General features: G+C 38.6%; 21 protein-coding genes and 1 tRNA gene. 19 read left to right on the top strand and 3 right to left on the bottom strand.

Annotated features, from left to right (window positions below; genetic code table 11):
• Positions 1 to 286: 286 nt before the first annotated feature.
• From hprK to ACIQZG_RS21700, 18 genes are all read left to right on the top strand, one after another.
• Positions 287 to 1,222: an HPr(Ser) kinase/phosphatase gene (gene hprK / locus ACIQZG_RS21785; protein ID WP_402757812.1), complete on the top strand. Its 936-nt coding sequence runs from the start codon at positions 287 to 289 to the stop codon at positions 1,220 to 1,222.
• Positions 1,223 to 1,243: 21 nt separating this feature from the next.
• Positions 1,244 to 2,065 (top strand): prolipoprotein diacylglyceryl transferase, encoded by an 822-nt coding sequence (lgt, locus tag ACIQZG_RS21780; RefSeq protein ID WP_402757810.1) that lies wholly within the window; start codon positions 1,244 to 1,246, stop codon positions 2,063 to 2,065.
• A 12-nt stretch (positions 2,066 to 2,077) separates the two neighbouring features.
• Positions 2,078 to 2,722, top strand: coding sequence for a pyrophosphatase PpaX (gene ppaX, locus ACIQZG_RS21775; protein ID WP_402757808.1), 645 nt, complete (start codon positions 2,078 to 2,080; stop codon positions 2,720 to 2,722).
• A gap of 3 nt (positions 2,723 to 2,725) precedes the next feature.
• Positions 2,726 to 3,268, top strand: a complete 543-nt coding sequence (locus tag ACIQZG_RS21770) for an acyltransferase (protein ID WP_402757806.1) — start codon at positions 2,726 to 2,728, stop codon at positions 3,266 to 3,268.
• A 254-nt stretch (positions 3,269 to 3,522) separates the two neighbouring features.
• Entirely contained in the window at positions 3,523 to 4,695 is a 1,173-nt protein-coding gene (locus tag ACIQZG_RS21765; RefSeq protein WP_402757804.1) for an ATP phosphoribosyltransferase regulatory subunit, read from the top strand.
• The gene (gene hisG / locus ACIQZG_RS21760) at positions 4,688 to 5,311 is read left to right on the top strand and encodes an ATP phosphoribosyltransferase (RefSeq protein ID WP_402757802.1); all 624 of its coding nucleotides are present in this window, start codon (positions 4,688 to 4,690) and stop codon (positions 5,309 to 5,311) included. Before ACIQZG_RS21765 ends, hisG begins: the two co-directional genes overlap by 8 nt.
• A 15-nt stretch (positions 5,312 to 5,326) precedes the next feature.
• Positions 5,327 to 6,601, top strand: coding sequence for a histidinol dehydrogenase (hisD, locus tag ACIQZG_RS21755; protein ID WP_402757800.1), 1,275 nt, complete (start codon positions 5,327 to 5,329; stop codon positions 6,599 to 6,601).
• Positions 6,602 to 6,605: 4 nt separating this feature from the next.
• Positions 6,606 to 7,205, top strand: a complete 600-nt coding sequence (gene hisB / locus ACIQZG_RS21750) for an imidazoleglycerol-phosphate dehydratase HisB (protein ID WP_402757798.1) — start codon at positions 6,606 to 6,608, stop codon at positions 7,203 to 7,205.
• Positions 7,202 to 7,834, top strand: a complete 633-nt coding sequence (gene hisH / locus ACIQZG_RS21745; protein ID WP_402757796.1) for an imidazole glycerol phosphate synthase subunit HisH — start codon at positions 7,202 to 7,204, stop codon at positions 7,832 to 7,834. Before hisB ends, hisH begins: the two co-directional genes overlap by 4 nt.
• Positions 7,828 to 8,589, top strand: a complete 762-nt coding sequence (hisF, locus tag ACIQZG_RS21740) for an imidazole glycerol phosphate synthase subunit HisF (RefSeq protein WP_402757794.1) — start codon at positions 7,828 to 7,830, stop codon at positions 8,587 to 8,589. The genes hisH and hisF overlap by 7 nt, the downstream gene beginning before the upstream one ends.
• The gene (gene hisIE / locus ACIQZG_RS21735) at positions 8,586 to 9,203 is read left to right on the top strand and encodes a bifunctional phosphoribosyl-AMP cyclohydrolase/phosphoribosyl-ATP diphosphatase HisIE (RefSeq protein WP_402757792.1); all 618 of its coding nucleotides are present in this window, start codon (positions 8,586 to 8,588) and stop codon (positions 9,201 to 9,203) included. Before hisF ends, hisIE begins: the two co-directional genes overlap by 4 nt.
• Before the next feature lie 90 nt (positions 9,204 to 9,293).
• A complete protein-coding gene (locus ACIQZG_RS21730; protein WP_402757790.1) occupies positions 9,294 to 10,820 on the top strand; it encodes a tetratricopeptide repeat protein in 1,527 nt (508 codons plus the stop codon).
• A 103-nt stretch (positions 10,821 to 10,923) separates the two neighbouring features.
• Positions 10,924 to 11,868 carry a thioredoxin-disulfide reductase gene (trxB, locus tag ACIQZG_RS21725; protein WP_402757788.1) on the top strand — a complete coding sequence of 315 codons (945 nt, stop codon included), beginning with the start codon at positions 10,924 to 10,926 and terminating at the stop codon, positions 11,866 to 11,868.
• A 243-nt stretch (positions 11,869 to 12,111) separates the two neighbouring features.
• A complete protein-coding gene (locus tag ACIQZG_RS21720; RefSeq protein WP_402757817.1) occupies positions 12,112 to 12,576 on the top strand; it encodes an 8-oxo-dGTP diphosphatase in 465 nt (154 codons plus the stop codon).
• Between the two features lie 96 nt (positions 12,577 to 12,672).
• Positions 12,673 to 13,560: an RNase adapter RapZ gene (gene rapZ / locus ACIQZG_RS21715; protein WP_402757786.1), complete on the top strand. Its 888-nt coding sequence runs from the start codon at positions 12,673 to 12,675 to the stop codon at positions 13,558 to 13,560.
• A 4-nt stretch (positions 13,561 to 13,564) separates the two neighbouring features.
• Positions 13,565 to 14,551, top strand: coding sequence for a gluconeogenesis factor YvcK family protein (locus tag ACIQZG_RS21710; protein ID WP_402757783.1), 987 nt, complete (start codon positions 13,565 to 13,567; stop codon positions 14,549 to 14,551).
• 78 nt (positions 14,552 to 14,629) lie between these two features.
• Complete coding sequence (whiA, locus tag ACIQZG_RS21705) at positions 14,630 to 15,577, top strand: DNA-binding protein WhiA (protein WP_402757781.1); 948 nt, start codon at positions 14,630 to 14,632, stop codon at positions 15,575 to 15,577.
• A 112-nt stretch (positions 15,578 to 15,689) separates the two neighbouring features.
• Positions 15,690 to 15,947 (top strand): HPr family phosphocarrier protein, encoded by a 258-nt coding sequence (locus tag ACIQZG_RS21700; RefSeq protein WP_402757779.1) that lies wholly within the window; start codon positions 15,690 to 15,692, stop codon positions 15,945 to 15,947.
• A gap of 57 nt (positions 15,948 to 16,004) precedes the next feature.
• Here ACIQZG_RS21700 and clpP read toward each other — a convergent pair whose 3' ends face one another.
• Positions 16,005 to 16,595, bottom strand: a complete 591-nt coding sequence (gene clpP / locus ACIQZG_RS21695; RefSeq protein ID WP_402757777.1) for an ATP-dependent Clp endopeptidase proteolytic subunit ClpP — start codon at positions 16,593 to 16,595, stop codon at positions 16,005 to 16,007.
• 301 nt (positions 16,596 to 16,896) lie between these two features.
• Between clpP and ACIQZG_RS21690 the strand changes: the two genes are divergently transcribed.
• Positions 16,897 to 16,971: transfer RNA gene (locus ACIQZG_RS21690), tRNA-Arg, on the top strand.
• Between the two features lie 165 nt (positions 16,972 to 17,136).
• On the opposite strand, the gene ACIQZG_RS21685 is transcribed toward ACIQZG_RS21690, so the two are convergent.
• Positions 17,137 to 17,406 carry a tyrosine-type recombinase/integrase gene (locus ACIQZG_RS21685; protein WP_402757775.1) on the bottom strand — a complete coding sequence of 90 codons (270 nt, stop codon included), beginning with the start codon at positions 17,404 to 17,406 and terminating at the stop codon, positions 17,137 to 17,139.
• 40 nt (positions 17,407 to 17,446) lie between these two features.
• Entirely contained in the window at positions 17,447 to 17,743 is a 297-nt protein-coding gene (locus tag ACIQZG_RS21680) for a tyrosine-type recombinase/integrase (RefSeq protein ID WP_402757815.1), read from the bottom strand.
• Positions 17,744 to 17,888 lie beyond the last annotated feature (145 nt).

Here is a 17,888-nt window from a genome sequence, read left to right as displayed (position 1 = left end):
TAGTCCGTCCTTTAATCTTGAAAGTCTAGTATATAAAAAATACCGGCAGTTAGCACACTCTTTTTCAAGTGTCCTAACTACAGGTACCATATTAGATCTGGAGACCCGTTAGTTTTTTCTTGTTTTAGTGGATATTTTAGAAACTCTCACTTCAATGACATTTAAAGGTATAGGAAATTTATAAATGTCCGAAGATGATAAAATAAGTGCAAAAACATTCATTTTAGTAGTAGTCATGCTAAAATAAAATAATATTCAGTTCGCTTGAATGGAGGCGCTAGATACAATGGTAGTTGTAACAACGAGAGATGTAATGGAAAAATTCAATCTAGAATTAATAAGTGGCGAAGAGGGTATTGGTAGAGCAATTTCAACAAGTGATATATCTAGACCCGGGCTTGAAATGGCTGGATACTTTACACATTATCCCGCGAATCGTGTCCAATTATTAGGGAAAACAGAATTATCTTTTTTTGAAATGTTGCCTGTAGAAATCAAGATTGAGCGTATGCGTTTGCTTTGTTCGCAAGATACACCCGCAATCATTATTTCAAGAGGTTTAGAAGTGCCAGAAGAGCTCATTCAAGGTTCTAATGAAAGACATGTGCCTGTCTTTAAAACCAATATGACGACAACCAAATTTTCGAGTAGACTAACGAATTATTTAGAAGGTCGCTTAGCCCCAATGACTGCTGCACATGGCGTATTAGTGGATGTGTATGGAATTGGTGTGCTGATTGTTGGAAAAAGTGGTGTTGGGAAAAGTGAGACAGCACTTGAATTAGTGAAGAAAGGGCATCGACTGGTGGCCGATGATTGCGTCGAAATTCGTCAGGAATCTGAAAATTTATTAATCGGTAGTCCACCTCCATTATTAGAGCATTTACTTGAAATACGAGGAATTGGCATAATTGATGTGATGACTTTATTTGGTGCAAGCGCGATTCGACCATATAAGCGTATTACCCTAATTATTGAGTTAGAAATTTGGGACCCGAATAAGGTGTACGATCGTTTGGGCTTAGAAGAAGAAAAGATGAAACTTATCGATACAGAGCTGACTAAGTTGACTATTCCAGTACGACCTGGACGTAATGTTTCAGTTATTATCGAAGTAGCTGCGATGAACTACCGCCTGAAAAAAATGGGTGTCAATGCAGCAGAAGAATTTTCAAGAAGATTAGATGAAGTCATTGCTGCTGGTGATGAACTCGACGATTAAGGAGATTGAAAGGAGCATATGATGGATTTACTACTATTAGATATTAACCCAGTTGCCTTTCAATTAGGGCCGATTTCTGTACGTTGGTATGGACTACTAATTGTATCAGGTATACTTATTGCCTATTTTGTTGGGCAAAAAGAGGCCGTGAAAAGGGGACTACCAGAAGATTTTATCGCAGATTTATTATTATGGGCAGTACCAATCTCGATTGTATGTGCGCGCATTTATTATGTCTCGATGCGTTGGGATTATTACGGTCAAAATCCTGGGAAGATTATTGAGATTTGGAATGGCGGTATTGCTATTCATGGTGCATTATTAGGTGCGTTTGCAACAGCGTACATATTTACACGGATAAAAGGAGTTAGTTTTTTACGTGTGGCAGATATTGCGGCGCCAAGTATTTTAATTGGACAAATAATTGGTCGTTGGGGTAACTTCATGAACCAAGAGGCTTATGGAGGTCCGGTATCACGTGAATTTTTAGAGAACCTGATGTTACCAGATTGGATCATTAATCAAATGTATATTGAGGAGTTAGGAACCCATGTACATCCGACGTTTTTATATGAATCTGTATGGAATTTAATCGGTTTGCTTATTTTACTTGCTATGCGAAAAGTAAATTTAAACCGAGGAGAAATTTTCTTCAGCTATTTAATTTGGTATTCAATTGGTCGTTTCTATATCGAGGGCTTACGAACTGATAGCTTATACTTAGTTGGCGATTTACGCTCTGCGCAGGTTGTATCAATTATCGGTATTATCGTGGGACTAGTAGCAATACTATATCGCCGCATAAAAGTGAAACCTGCAGTAAAGTATTTAGACAACAAATAAGAGGTGCAGACGATGACGAACATTAAAGCTTTACTATTCGATTTTGATGGGACTTTACTAAATACGAACGATTTAATTATCCAAACATTTATGCATGTTTTAGAAGAGCGATTTCCTGGGCAATATTCGCCAAAAGATTGCTTGAAATTTATTGGTCCGTCATTAAGACAAACATTTAGTGCAATTACACCAGGTGAAGAGGAAGAAATGGTTGCTAAATACCGCGCTTGGAATGAGGCGCATCATGATGAACTTATCACAGAATATCCTGACGTGGTCTCTACATTAGAACAGTTAAAAGCTATGGGCATTAAATTAGCAATTGTTTCGACAAAACGTAATGAAATGATTGACCGTGGGCTGGAATTGTTAGGTGCATCACATTTATTTGATGTACGAATTGGGACTGGAGATGTGAAGAACGTTAAGCCCGATCCAGAGCCGGTACTACTTGCTTTACAACGTTTAGGAATCGAAAAAGATGAAGCCATTATGATTGGTGATAATTCACATGACATTGAAGCGGGACATAATGCAGGTGTAAAGGCTGCTGGTGTGGCATGGGCAATTAAAGGTGAAGCTTTTTTACAGCAATTCAATCCAGATTATATACTTCATCATATGACTGATTTATTAGCAATTGTGAAAGAGCGTTAGGCTATGCCACGAAAAACTGAACGTTATCGTGTCGAAGGTGCAAATTCTCTATGGAATATTTATAAAACGGTGTCCTTCTGGAAAGTGATGAAGTGTTTCATAATCATTCAAATTGGGCGCTTTACACCATTCTTACGCGTGAAGAATTGGTTGTACCGTACTTTTTTAAAGATGGATGTTGGTGAAAAAACGTCTATAGCGTTAATGGTGATGCCGGATACAATGTTTCCTGAGCGTATTCATATTGGTAATAATTCAGTCATTGGCTTTAGTACGACCATTTTAGCTCATGAATATTTGATTGAAGAATACCGTCTTGGCGATGTGTACATAGGTAATGAAGTGATGATAGGGGCAAACTCTACGATACTTCCAGGCGTGACAATTGGTGACGGTGCAATTGTGTCAGCAGCGACGCTTGTGCATAAAGATGTACCGGCTGGTTGCTTAGCAGGCGGCAATCCCATGCAGATTATCTACACAGCCGAACAAATGGCAGTAAGGAAGCGCCAAGAAGTGGTGGAATGGTGTACGCCTAAAAAATAGAAATAGTAAGATGTCCTGCATTATTTGGACTATCGCTGTAAAAAAACTCACTATGCGTAGCTTTGCATAGTGAGTTTTTTCTTTCTATAAATAGGTGTATAATTGACAGAATAATCGGTATAAAAATTATTAGACTATTTACTTATTTCTTAGGTATTTGCATTGACGGATAAGGTAGAATACGATAAAATTCTTTCATAATCTAATTCTCTAGCACTCTAGTGGATTAAAGTGAAGCGTAAGGATGTGTCAAAATGTCATCGATAAAAATGTTTGAAAAGCCACTTGGTATGCGAGATACATTTCCACAAATTTTTGAAAAAGTAGAGGCAGTTCGACATACAGGTCGAAGCTTTTTACGATCAAGAGGCTACGAATTTATAAAAACCCCTACTGTTGAATATTTCGATACAGTCGGCAAAGCATCAGCAATTACAGATGCGAATTTATTTAAATTAGTAGATAGTCAGGGCAATACATTAGTACTTCGTCCAGATATGACAACGCCGATTGCACGTGTGGCAACTTCGAAGCTATTGAAAGAAATGATTCCATTACGTCTAGCCTATTTTGCGAGTGTTTTTCGTGCTCAGGAAACAGAGGGAGGGCGTCCAGCAGAGTTTGACCAAATGGGCATTGAACTAATTGGTGATAATTCTGTATTTGCAGATGTAGAAGTTATTGTTACTGCAATGGAACTATTAAAGCAATTCGGGCTAGAAGATTTCAAAGTAACAATCGGTCATGCAGGCGTTTTAAATTGTATCTTACAAGATTACACAGAAAGTATTGAACAAGAAGACACGCTGCGAACATTACTTGTACAACGTAATTATGTAGGCTTTGAAGAAGCGGTTGCATCATTTGATTTACCAAAAACAAAATCAGATGCATTATTGCAATTCATTGATGAAGCTATGAATTTGAAGGAAATCCAAGATATCGAAAAGTATGTACGAAAAAATGATGCATTAGAATATATGCAACGTCTTGCAAAATTACTAGAAGTGGCAGACTTAGCGGATTACGTAGCATTTGATTTTACACTTTCTAGTCATATGAGTTATTACACAGGCATGCTGTTCGAAGTATTTGCATCAGGTAGCGGTTTCCCATTAGGAAATGGCGGACGTTATGATGGTTTACTGAACGTATTTGGCTCTATAGTAGGCGCAACAGGCTTTAGTATTCGAGTGGACCGCTTGTTAGAAACATTAGCTAACCAAGCTTCTGATAAAGAAGAAGCAATAGCTGTATTATTTGATGAAGCTAATTTTGATCAGGCACTAGAACTTGTGAAGGAATTACGTGCGGCAGGTAAACGTGTCACACTACAGCTTAAAGAGAGTCTTGCAGATGAAGAAGCATTTACGGCGCAATTCAGTGAAATAGTCGTTGTTGGACAGGAGGAAGTTGGCAGTGAGTGAATTAACGATTGCAATGCCAAAAGGGCGCATTTTTGAAGAAGCGTACCAAATGCTTATTGAAGCAGGTTTCAATTTACCTGAAGAAGTAGAGATGTCACGTAAATTAATGATCGAAATTCCTGAAGAGAAAATCCGCTTTATATTAGCAAAGCCAATGGATGTTCCTGTTTATGTGGAGCATGGGGTGGCTGATATAGGTATTGCCGGTAAGGATGTACTTCTTGAGCAACAGCGTGAGGTGCATGAGTTACTAGATCTCAAAATTAGTGCATGCTATATTGCTTCAGCAGGATTGCCGCATACCACGATGAATGAAATTGCACCTCGTATTGCGACGAAATATCCGAATATTGCGATGAAGTATTACAAGGGTATTGGAGAACAGGTAGAAATCATCGAGTTAAATGGTTCGATTGAGCTTGCGCCGATGATTGGCTTAGCTGATCGTATTGTGGATATTGTATCAACAGGTCGTACGCTAAAAGAAAATGGACTAGTTGAGTATGAATATATTACAGATGTATCTTCACGTTTAATCGCAAATCCGGTGAGCTATCGCATGAAAGGCGACCGTATTATCGATTTAGTGAAGCGTTTAAAACAATGTGTCAATTAAAGGGGGCTTTTTCTAATGAAGATTACTAAACTAGCAAAAGGTGTTTCTTTAAAACGTCCACTTGAAAGAGGTAATGAAGATCAATTACTAGTTGTACGTGAAGTGTTAGCTGCAGTTCGAGAACAAGGTGATACAGCTGTATGTGCTTACACAGAAAAATGGGATGGCTTTGTACCGGAAAATCTACGTGTCACACAAGCTGAGGTAGAAACTGGCGCGAAGGCACTTGATGCTCAGCTTTATGCAGATTTAAAAGAAGCGGCTGATAATATTCGTTTATATCATGAACAACAAAAGCGTACAGGCTATCGACTTGACTTAGCAGACGGCTCTTGGCTTGGTCAACGAATTACAGCACTTGATGCAGTTGGTTTATATGTGCCAGGTGGGACTGCAGCGTACCCTTCTTCAGTATTGATGAATGTTATTCCTGCGCAAGTAGCAGGGGTGGAACGCATCGTGATAACTTCGCCAGCAAGTCGCGATGGGAAATTACCAGATGGCGTATTGGCAGCGGCACACATTTTAGGCGTGAAAGAAGTCTATAAAGTCGGTGGCGCACAAGCAATTGCGGCACTTGCGTACGGCACAGAAACAATAGCGGCTGTTGATAAAATTACAGGGCCTGGTAATATCTTTGTAGCACTTGCAAAACGCGAAGTATTTGGTGAAGTAGCGATTGATATGATTGCAGGACCAAGTGAAATTGCAGTATTAGCAGATGAAACAGCCTATGCTGATGAAGTGGCAGCGGACTTATTATCACAAGCAGAGCACGATAAAATGGCATGTGCTATTTTAGTGACGACTTCGGAAACACTAGCAGAACAGGTAGCAACAGAGGTAGCAAAGCAGCTAACAACGTTACCACGAGAAGAAATAGCTCGCACATCCGTTGAAAATTTCGGTGCCATCTATGTGGCAGAAACTATGGCTGATGCAATTGAAGCGATTAATACATTAGCACCTGAACATTTAGAAATTTTGACGAAAAATGCAGAGGCTGTAGCAGAGCAAGTACATCATGCTGGTGGTATTTTCATCGGACGTTATAGCTCGGAGCCAGTAGGTGATTATTTTGCAGGCACAAATCATGTGTTGCCAACAAATAGCACAGCACGTTTTGCAAGTGGGCTAGGTGTTGATGATTTCATCAAAAAATCGAGCGTTGTTTATTATAGTGAAAAAACATGGGCGGAAAATGCCCCTAAAATTGCACGACTTGCACGTATGGAAGGTTTAGAGGGCCATGCACGAGCAGTTGAATCACGTGGCTGGGAAAAGGAGTAGAACAATGACTGAGAAGAAACGTTACGCAAAAGTTGAACGTAAAACAAATGAAACACAAATTTCGGTTGCCATCGATTTAGATGGTGAAGGGAAAGCGGATATCAAAACTGGCGTTGGTTTCATGGATCATATGCTAGATCTATTCATTAAGCATGGTCTGTTTGATGGTGAAATTCAAGCGAATGGTGATACATATATTGACGATCATCACACAACGGAAGACCTTGGCATAGTACTTGGCCAAGCTATTCGTGAAGCGCTTGGCGATAAAAAAGGTATTAAACGTTATGGAACAGCTTTTGTCCCAATGGATGATGCACTCGCACAGGTCGTTGTGGATTGCTCTAACCGTCCACATTTAGAATATCGTGTACCCGAGTTAAAAGAAAAAGTCGGCACATTTGATACAGAGCTCGTGCATGAGTTTTTATGGAAGTTTGCTCTTGAAGCACGTATGAATGTCCATGTCATCGTGCCTTATGGTCATAATACACATCACATTATTGAAGCGATTTTCAAAGCGCTAGCACGTGCAATTGATGCAGCAGTTGAAATTGACCCACGTGTGAAAGGTGTGCCGTCAACAAAGGGGCTGTTAACGTGAAGATAGGTGTCATTGACTATGGAATGGGGAATTTATTTAGTGTCGAGCAAGCGCTAAAGCGTCTTGGCTGTGAGGTACTGGTAACAGCGGATGAAAATGAATTAGATACAGCTGATGCACTTCTTTTACCAGGTGTTGGTGCTTTTCCTGATGCGATGAAGTGCTTAGCTGAGACAAAGTTAGACTGCTATTTACAAAAGGTAAAGACAGAGAATCGTCCATTATTAGGTATTTGCTTAGGTATGCAATTGCTATTTGAGGAAAGTGAAGAAGTAGCACCAACAAAGGGGCTTGGTTTCTTTAAAGGTAGTATTCAACGTTTTAGCGGGATGAACGAAGGTAAGGCGTATCGTGTGCCACATATGGGATGGAATGAGCTTATTGTGACAAATCGTCCAATATGGTTACAAGACGAGGCACCAGCGAAGCATGTGTATTTTGTGCATTCATTTTATGCTGCAGAAATAGATGAGATGGAGCTAGTAGCCTACGCAGATTATAGAGGCATCAAAGTGCCGGGCATCGTCGCAAATGGCTCCGTTACAGGTATGCAATTCCATCCTGAAAAATCAGGAGCGTTAGGTGTGTACTTATTAGAACAATGGTTAAAAGGGGTGGCGTCGTGCTAACAAAACGTATTATTCCATGTCTTGATGTCAAAGAGGGTCGTGTTGTAAAAGGTGTGCAGTTCGTGTCATTACGTGATGCAGGGGACCCGGTTGAGCTAGCGAAATTTTACGACGAACAAGGGGCAGACGAACTCGTATTCCTTGATATTTCAGCTTCACATGAAGGGCGTGAAACGATGGTAGACGTTGTGCGCCAAACGGCAGCAACACTAGCCATTCCATTTACAGTCGGCGGCGGGATTCGTACTTTAGAGGACATGAAACGTATTTTACGTGCAGGCGCTGATAAAGTATCTGTTAACACTTCTGCTCTAGAGCGTCCTGCGCTAATTAAAGAAGGTTCTGACTTCTTCGGTGCACAATGTATTGTTGTCGCAATTGATGCGCGCTATAGTGAAGAGGACTGTACGTGGATGGTATATACACATGGCGGTCGCAACAAAACATCTTGGCAAGTAACTGAGTGGGCAAAGGAAGCTGTTCGCTTAGGTGCGGGTGAGATTTTACTGACAAGTATGAATCAAGACGGAGAGAAGTCTGGCTTTGATTTAGCTTTAACCAAAGTGGTTCGAGAGGCAGTAACAGTTCCAGTCATCGCGAGTGGTGGTGCAGGAAATGCTGAACATTTTTACGAAGTATTGGCTGGTGAAGTTGATGCAGATGCAGCCCTTGCCGCATCAATTTTCCATTACAAAGAAACGAGTGTAGCGCAAGTAAAAGAATACTTACGTGAAAAAGGAGTGGCAGTAAGATGATTGATAACATAAAATTTGATGATAAAGGCTTAGTTACAGCGGTTGTACAAGATGCAAACACGAAAGAAGTGTTAACTGTAGCTTACATGAATAAAGAATCGCTCGAAAAAACAATTGCGTCTGGTGAGACTTGGTTTTACTCACGTTCTCGTGAAGAGCTTTGGCATAAGGGAGCGACAAGTGGTAACACACAAAAAGTCGTGTCAATTAAAGTGGATTGTGACGGGGATGCATTAGTCGTAGAAGTTCTTCCAACCGGTCCAGCTTGTCATAATGGTACAACTTCTTGCTTTACAGAAGTCATTCAAGAAAATGCAAAAGTTGGTTCAGTAAGTATCATTTCTCAGCTTGCAGATGTCATTAAAAAGCGTGAGTTAGAGATGCCAGAAGGTGCATACACTACATACCTTTTCGATAAAGGAATCGATAAAATCTGTAAAAAAGTCGGAGAAGAAGCGACTGAAGTTGTGATTGGTGCAAAAAATCGCGATGCTGAAGAAGTAAAATGGGAAGCGGCAGACCTAATTTATCATTTATTAGTGTTATTACAGGAACAAAAAGTGAGTGTATTTGACGTATTACATGTGTTAGAAAAACGACATGAGGAGAAATAACAGAATATCGCTTACAATATGGTATAATGTAAGTTACTGTGAAAGGAACGTATAATACGTTCCTTATTTCTTGTTTCGGAGGAAATATTTTTGGAAAAGAAACGTCAAAAAGAGAGTCAAACAAATGTTGTGTCATTTATACCGAATGGTGATTATTATTATAAAAAATCTATTCAATCAATGAATAGTGGACAAATGGATAAAGCATATAAATATTTGAAGCGTGCAATTGATTTAAGTCCGGATGATCCGATGATTTTATTGCAATTAGCAATAATGGAGCTAGAAGGACAGCGTTTTGAAGAAGCGTATGATTTACTTTATCATGCCCATCAAATAGATCCGGATGAGCCGGAAATTGTATTTTATATGGCAGAGATTTCAGGTTGTATAGGTATGATACATGATGCTAAACGTTTTGCAGAAGCCTATTTGGAAATGGAACCAGAAGGCGCTTACGCAGATGAAGCAACGGAAATTTTAGATTTCGTAAAGTTTGAAAAAGATGATTTTGAAGAGTTAGAAGGGACGAGCGAGGATTTATATCGACAAGAGCAAGCTCGTCGCTGTATGGAGAAAGGGGATTTTCCTGAAGCCATCGAACTGTTAGAACAATTGATTGAGGATAAGCCCGAGTTTTGGTCTGCTTACAATAATTTAGCGCTCGCTTATTTCTATATTGGTGAAGCTGAGGATGCCAAGATATTATTAAACCGTGTCTTGCGCGAAAATAAAGGCAATTTACATGCGATATGTAATTTGGCTGTTATTGCCTATTACGAGAAAAATGATGAAGACTTAGAAGGACTTTTAGAAGTGCTTACAAAAATTCAACCGTATGCATGGGAGCATCGTTATAAACTAGGGGCTACATTGGCGTTAATTGGTCAATATGATGTGGCCTATAAATGGTTGCGTAGTATGCAAAAACGTGGCTATTCGGGGGATGCAGGATTTTATTTCTGGCTGTCACATGCAGCTTATTTCTCAGGTCATGAAGAGAGCTCAAGAAATGCCTGGGCACAATTAATAGAGCTAGACCCTGAAAAAGAAGGATTTGAACCGTGGCGACAACTGGATAGTACGTTTGAGCTTGATGCACTAGAGCATGATCGTGAATATATTCTTGAAAAGTTACAAAGTGAATATGAAAGTGATCGTATTTTTGGACTGTTTTTATTAAGCCGTTCGGCACATAAGCAAGAAATACTTTCACATCCAAAATGGATTAATGTTGAGCATTATGGTCCATTTGAAAAGTTATTTTTAGCTTATGCACTTGGCCATAAGTTTGATGAGAAAAACAAGCTTGAGGCTAGTTTTTTACGTGCTGTAAAGGTTCCAGAAGTTTTATTTGAACAATATGGCAAGTTAACAACGGTTGTAGTCCCGATGTTCCAGATGTGGTTTGTACTTTGTGAACGTGCTTTAGATGGAAATTATCGCTTTACGAATCCCGCGGCAATTGCAGGAGCAAATGATTATTTATTCCGGACTTCCCGAATGTTAAAAGTGACAAAGAAGGCAATAGCTGAACAATATGAAATTTCTGTGTCAACTTTAACGAAGTATATCGAGGAGATATTAGATTTCTTACCGGAAAGCGAAGAACAATAGCATCGTTCATGAGCAACTTAGTTGAATAACTGCGGTGTTTAACTTACGATGAATATACAAATGTACTATTAGAAATGTATTGATTTTTTAGGAGGCAATATCCATGTCAGAAGAAAAGATTTTTGATGTCATAATTATCGGTGCAGGTCCTGCTGGGATGACTGCTGCAGTATATACTTCACGTGCCAATCTTTCTACATTAATGCTTGAGCGCGGTATTCCAGGTGGTCAAATGGCTAGTACGGAAGAAGTTGAAAACTACCCGGGGTTTGATACAATTTTAGGTCCTGAACTATCTACGAAAATGTTTGACCATGCGAAAAAATTTGGTGCTGAATATGCATACGGCGATGTAACTGAAATCATCGATGGTGAAGAGTATAAAATTATTAAAGCTGGTGCGAAAGAATTTAAAACACGTGCAATCATTCTTTCAACGGGTGCTGAATATAAAAAAATGGGTGTGCCAGGTGAAAAAGAACTTGGTGGACGTGGCGTTAGTTACTGTGCAGTATGTGACGGTGCATTCTTTAAACAAAAAAATCTTGTTGTTGTAGGTGGCGGCGACTCAGCGGTTGAAGAGGGCGTGTACTTAACGCGCTTTGCTGAAAAAGTAACGATTGTTCATCGTCGTGATAAATTACGTGCGCAAAAAATACTTCAAGATCGTGCCTTTGCCAACGATAAAATTGATTTCATCTGGAACGCTACAGTGAAAGAAATTAACGAAGCAAACGGTAAAGTAGGTAGTGTAACGTTACAATCAACAGTTGATGGTAGTGAAACTGAATTTGCTACAGATGGTGTATTTGTTTATATTGGTATGTTGCCATTAACAAAACCATTTGAGTCACTTGGTGTTTTAAATGATGCCGGTTATATTGTGACGAATGAAAAAATGGAGACGGCTGTACCAGGAATTTTTGCAGCTGGTGACGTTCGTGAAAAAACATTACGTCAAATTGTAACGGCAACAGGTGATGGAAGTATTGCAGCGCAATCAGTTCAACATTATATTGAAGAGTTAATGGAAAAAATTAATGCATAGAATATACAATTTTTAACATAGTTTTAATATAGCTGTAACTTGAATGACATATAAAAGCTGTATGATAAAAAGTGTAATTAGCAATCCCCCTTTTATTTTGTTTAGTAGGTTGTTCCCGCCTAAATAGGTGAGAACAACCTGCTTTTTTATGTTATGTGAGGATAGATAGTACTATCCTTTGTATACAATGCACTGGTCTTGTTATAATAGGGGAAGAATGTGAAAGAGATTAGAGGTGTGCCTATGCAAAGAATTGCAAACTTACTAGCGGTAAAGGGTGGTCAAGTTTTATTACTCCAAAAGCCGAGACGTGGTTGGTATGTAGCACCGGGCGGTAAAATGGAAAGCGGCGAATCTATTTATGAAGCGGCCGTGCGAGAATTTAAAGAAGAAACAAATGTAACACCATTGCATACACACTTAAAAGGCGTTTATACAATGGTCATTAAAGAAGATCAAGAAACAGTTGATGAATGGATGCTTTACACATTTGTCGCAACAGATGTTGAAGGTGAGTTATTTACGGAAACACGTGAAGGAACACTTGCTTGGCATCCAATTGAAAAGCTTAAAGACTTACCGATGGCTGAAGGAGACCGTACAAATTTATTGTTTGCAGTTGAGCAATCAGGTATTCAGTATGGTACATTTGAATATACAAGAGATTTCCAATTGTTACATGAAAAAATACAAATATCTAAAGAATAAGCTATACACATTTCTGCCGTTTACACGAAAAAAGTGGGAGCGACCTCATAAGTTGCGGAGTGAATGTCCTAAAACACATTAAAGGAGCTGAATGCAGTGGTAGGCGATAGTCAACAATGCACACATGAATTAGTCATTATTACAGGTATGTCTGGCGCAGGAAAAACTGTAGCAATTCAAAGTTTTGAAGATTTAGGGTATTACTGTATTGACAATTTACCACCTGCATTGTTAACGACGTTTTTAAGATTACTTCGAGACACAGGCAAAAATATTACACGAATTGCAGCTGTAATGGATATGCGTGGCGGTGATTTTTTTGATTCTTTAATTGATGCACTTGATCTTATGTTGCGAGAAGGCGATATTTCTCCACGTATTTTATTTTTAGATGCGGATGACGAGACCCTTGTTCGCAGATATAAGGAAACTAGACGATCACATCCTTTAGCAGCGAATGGTTTGCCGTTAGAAGGTATTAAACAAGAACGTAGACTGTTATCAGAAGTGAAAGGCCGAGCTAACTTGGTTTACAATACGTCCAATTTGAAACCAAAAGAATTACGTGAGAAGATTGCAAAAGAATTTGCTAGTGATGCAAAAAGTGTATTCTCGGTCAATATCATGTCATTTGGTTTTAAACATGGTATGCCTATCGATGCTGATTTAGTGTTTGATGTGCGTTTTTTAAAAAATCCATATTATGTAGAAGAATTGCGCCCTAAAACTGGCTTGCAAACTGAAGTTTCCTCGTATGTACTTGCTTTAGATGATACCAAAACGTTAATTCAAAAACTAACGGATTTGTTTGAATTCATGATTCCTCTGTATAAACAAGAAGGGAAATCGCAGCTTGTCATTGCATTTGGTTGTACAGGGGGACAACATCGTTCTGTCACACTTGCTGAATATTTTGGTGCCTATTTAAATAAAAACGAAGAAACCGTTATAACACACCGTGACATCAATCGTAGAAAGGATTGAGTGAATGAAAAAGAAGCAGACGAAGCTTGTCGTCATTGGAGGTGGTACAGGGCTATCCACATTGCTACGTGGATTGAAACATCATCCTTTTGAAATTACGGCAATTGTAACAGTAGCGGATGATGGTGGGTCCTCAGGCCGCTTACGTGATGACTATGATATTCCACCACCTGGAGATGTTCGGAATGTTATAGCAGCATTATCAGATGTTGAACCACTAGTGGAGCAAATGTTTCAGTATCGTTTTTCGGCATCAGAAGAATTAAGTGGACATTCACTTGGAAATTTAATGTTAACTGCTTTAACGGATATTACTGGGGATTTTAACCATGCTATTAGTGAGATGGGCAAAGTGTTAAAAGTACATGGTCGCGTTATACCTGCTGCTAATAAAAAGATTTCACTTCATGCAGAATTTGAGGATGGTACTATTGTTGAAGGTGAATCGAAAATTCCGCAGGCAAATAAACGCATCAAGAGTTTATCTTTAGTGCCAGAAGATGTGCAACCACTTCCAGAAGCTATCCGAGCAATTAAACAAGCAGATTATATTTTGATTGGACCAGGAAGTTTATATACAAGTATTATCCCTAATTTGCTTGTAAAAGAAATTGGGGAGGCAGTTGTACGTGCAAAAGGTCATAAAATTTATATATGCAATCTAATGACCCAAAAAGGTGAGACGATAGCATATACCGCAGGCGATCATGTAAGAGCAATTAATGACCATGTCGGCAGAAAATTTATCGATGCAATTTTAGTAAATGATGAAACTCTACCGAATCCTGTAAAAGAATTGTATAAGGAAGAACAAGCAGAACCCGTTACATTTGATGTAGAGATGCTCGAAAGTATAGGCTTAGAAGTTATTCAACGTGATATTGCAACAATACGTCTGGATGGAACTGTACGTCATAATGCTACAAATGTTGCGGAATGGTTGGTAGAGTATGTAGAAGAACATAAGATGGGACTAGCAAAAAAACTATAATTGAATCATAAAGAGAATTTGTTGTATATGATAAAATGAACATATACATAGAAATGAATAATGAAAGGAGGTTAGGAGATGTCTTTTGCCTCAGAAACCAAAAAAGAACTAACACAAATAGAAGCAGATGATCAATGTATGAAAGCGGAAGTATCCGCGTTAATTCGTATGAATGGTTCGTTATCTTTTGCCAATAAGCAACTTAGTTTAGATGTACAAACGGAAAACGCAGCGATTGCTAGAAGACTTTATACAATTATGAAAAAGTTGTATCCTTATAATGTCGAACTACTCGTACGAAAAAAAATGCGTCTGAAAAAGAATAACGTTTACATTTGTCGTGTTCGCGACGGTGCTAGAGAGCTACTGATTGATTTGGCGATTATCTCGGATGACTTTCAATTTAATCATACAATTTCAAGAGAATTGATTAAAAAGAGTGGTCAAAAAAGAGCCTATTTGCGTGGGGCATTTTTAGCAGGAGGCTCGGTGAATAATCCAGAAACGTCTGCCTACCACCTAGAAGTATATTCATTATACAAAGAGCATGGTGAGGCACTCATGGATTTAATGAATGAGTTTGACCTAAATGCTAAGACGATTGAGCGTAAAAAGGGCTTTGTCACTTATTTAAAAGAAGCAGAAAAGATTTCTGACTTTCTAAATATCGTCGGTGCTCATCAAGCGATGATGAAATTCGAAGATGTACGAATTTTACGGGATATGCGAAATAGTGTAAATCGTATTGTAAACTGTGAAACAGCGAATTTAAATAAAACGATTGGTGCGGCATTACGCCAAGTCGATAATATACGTTTTATCGAAAATTCAATAGGGTTAGACCAATTACCTGAAAAACTGCGTGAAATTGCCCGTTTAAGGGTAGAATATCAAGACGTAACATTGAAAGAACTAGGTGAAATGGTTTTGAGTGGCACTGTGAGTAAGTCGGGTGTCAATCATCGATTACGTAAAATTGACGAAATTGCAGATGCATTGCGACGTGGCGAAAAAGTAGGTGGCTAAACTTCCATACTTTTTCGGCATAAAAGTAATGCACAATCGCTTATTGTTCTTTTCATAACAATTAAGGTAAGATTAAATAAAAGATGAACGGTACTGAAGGGGAGTTTTGCGAATGATTGAGAAAAGAGTCGAAGTAAAATTAAAATTAGGTTTACAAGCTAGACAAGCAGCGTTGTTTGTACAGGAAGCGAATCGTTTCAATGCAGATGTTTTCCTTGAGAAAGATGAGAAAAAAGTAAATGCGAAATCCATTATGGGTGTTATGAGCTTAGCAATCGCTAAAGGGACAGAGGTCGTTTTAAGCGGTGAGGGCAACGATGCTGAGCAAGCGGTTACATCGTTAGCAACGTTGATTCAAAAAGCAGATTAAAGAATAAAGATGTAGTTAGAAAAAAACCTCTAAGCTATTAGACTTAGAGGTTTTTTATTATTTACGGTCGCTACGGCTGAAGATGTGGTCGATTAAACCATATTCTTTGGCACGTTCAGCTGTCATGAAGTTATCACGATCAGTATCTCTTGCGATAACTTCAATTGGTTGACCAGTACGTTCTGATAAAATAGTGTTTAATTTTTCACGCAAGAATAGAATGCGTTTTGCAGCGATTTCAATTTCAGTCGCTTGACCTTGTGCTCCACCAAGTGGTTGGTGAATCATTACTTCTGCATTTGGTAATGCACAACGTTTACCTGGTTCACCAGCAGCAAGTAGGAATGCACCCATTGATGCAGCCATACCAATACAGATTGTTTGTACTTTAGGTTTGATAAATTGCATTGTGTCGTAAATCGCCATACCAGCTGTAATAGAACCACCTGGAGAGTTGATGTAAAGTGAAATATCCTTATCTGGATCTTCTGCTTCTAAGAATAAAAGCTGTGCAACGATTGAATTGGCTACATTGTCATCAATTGCGCTACCTAATAAAATGATACGATCTTTAAGTAGGCGTGAGTAGATGTCATATGCACGTTCACCACGACTAGTTTGTTCAATAACTGTAGGAATTAAATTCATGTTAAATCCTCCTTAAAAAGCTAAATTCGAGTACTTTTGCTGAAATTGACCAAAATATCTCAGCTGTAACTTTATCATACACATTATAGTCAGGGAAGGTCAAATATTAACGCTGATAATGTGAAATTTATTAAAAATAAATTTTTTTCAAATAAAAGTAAAGCAGTAGTTGAAATATAAGCAAGACATTTGTATAATAGAATGATCGTAGTTAAAGTACCATGTAGTTAAGTTTCAAAGGATACTCTCCGTTAGGCTTTGTCATGAAGGCTTTAGGTGCGTACTTTTTTTATGTTCAATTGCCCTCGTGGTGTAATGGATAACACGTAAGATTCCGGTTCTTGCACTGGGGGTTCGATTCCCTCCGAGGGCGCCATTTTACTATTGCATATGCCTTGTGATTAATATAAGAAGCCTTGCAAACGTTACTGTACCAACGTTTGTGAGGTTTTTCCTTTTTTAACCTCATTATAAAGAAGTCGTTAAAAATCGATAGAAAACGGAACTACACTACACAAATACTACACAAATACTACACATGCTACACCACTTTTTCCTCTATCATCTTTTCGTAAACCATCAATGCTTTTTCTTCTTCACGTGCACGTAATTCACGAAGTACGTGTGCATATGTTTGCATTGTCGTCTGGATAGAGTCATGCCCTAATCTTTCTGATACATATTGAACATTGATCCCTTCGTACAATAATACGCTTGCATGTGTATGACGTAAACCATGACATGTAATTTCTTTTATCCCTAACTTAGTCAGGATATTTTTTAAAGTCTTATTAGCAGCGTTATTGCTCACAACTTTAAGATTCCCAACTGAATGGAAAACTAAACCATTATCATCTTCTTTTTCTGATTCGAAAATCTTTCAAAATCGCCATTACACGCTTTTCAATGGGAATTGTACGTTCCGATGCTGTGTTTTTCAAATCTGTGAATCCATTGCCATTGCGATAATCCCATGCCTGGTAAATGTATATCTGATTTGATTCAAAATTAATTGCGTCTTTTGTTAAACCAACAAGCTCACCAAAACGCATACCTGAGACCAACCTAAGTAGTATTAAATAATGTGATGTGGCTGATGAATTATTTAAAAGATAGTTATAAAGCTTTTTGCTATCATCGTAACCAATGTGTTTCTCACTCGCTTTTTTAGCAGGGACAGCGCCTCCTATTTGCGCTTTACGATAAAGTCAGTAGCAATGTAACCCTCATCAATTGCGTCCTTTACACAAGCTCTTATATGCGTATTAAGTTTACGCACAGATTCCTTTGCAT

This window comes from Lysinibacillus sp. NPDC096418 (assembly GCF_044762775.1).
Taxonomy (GTDB): domain Bacteria; phylum Bacillota; class Bacilli; order Bacillales_A; family Planococcaceae; genus Lysinibacillus.
The sequence above is the reverse complement of the archived record's forward strand: the minus strand, read 5'-3'. Positions and strand labels throughout refer to the sequence as shown.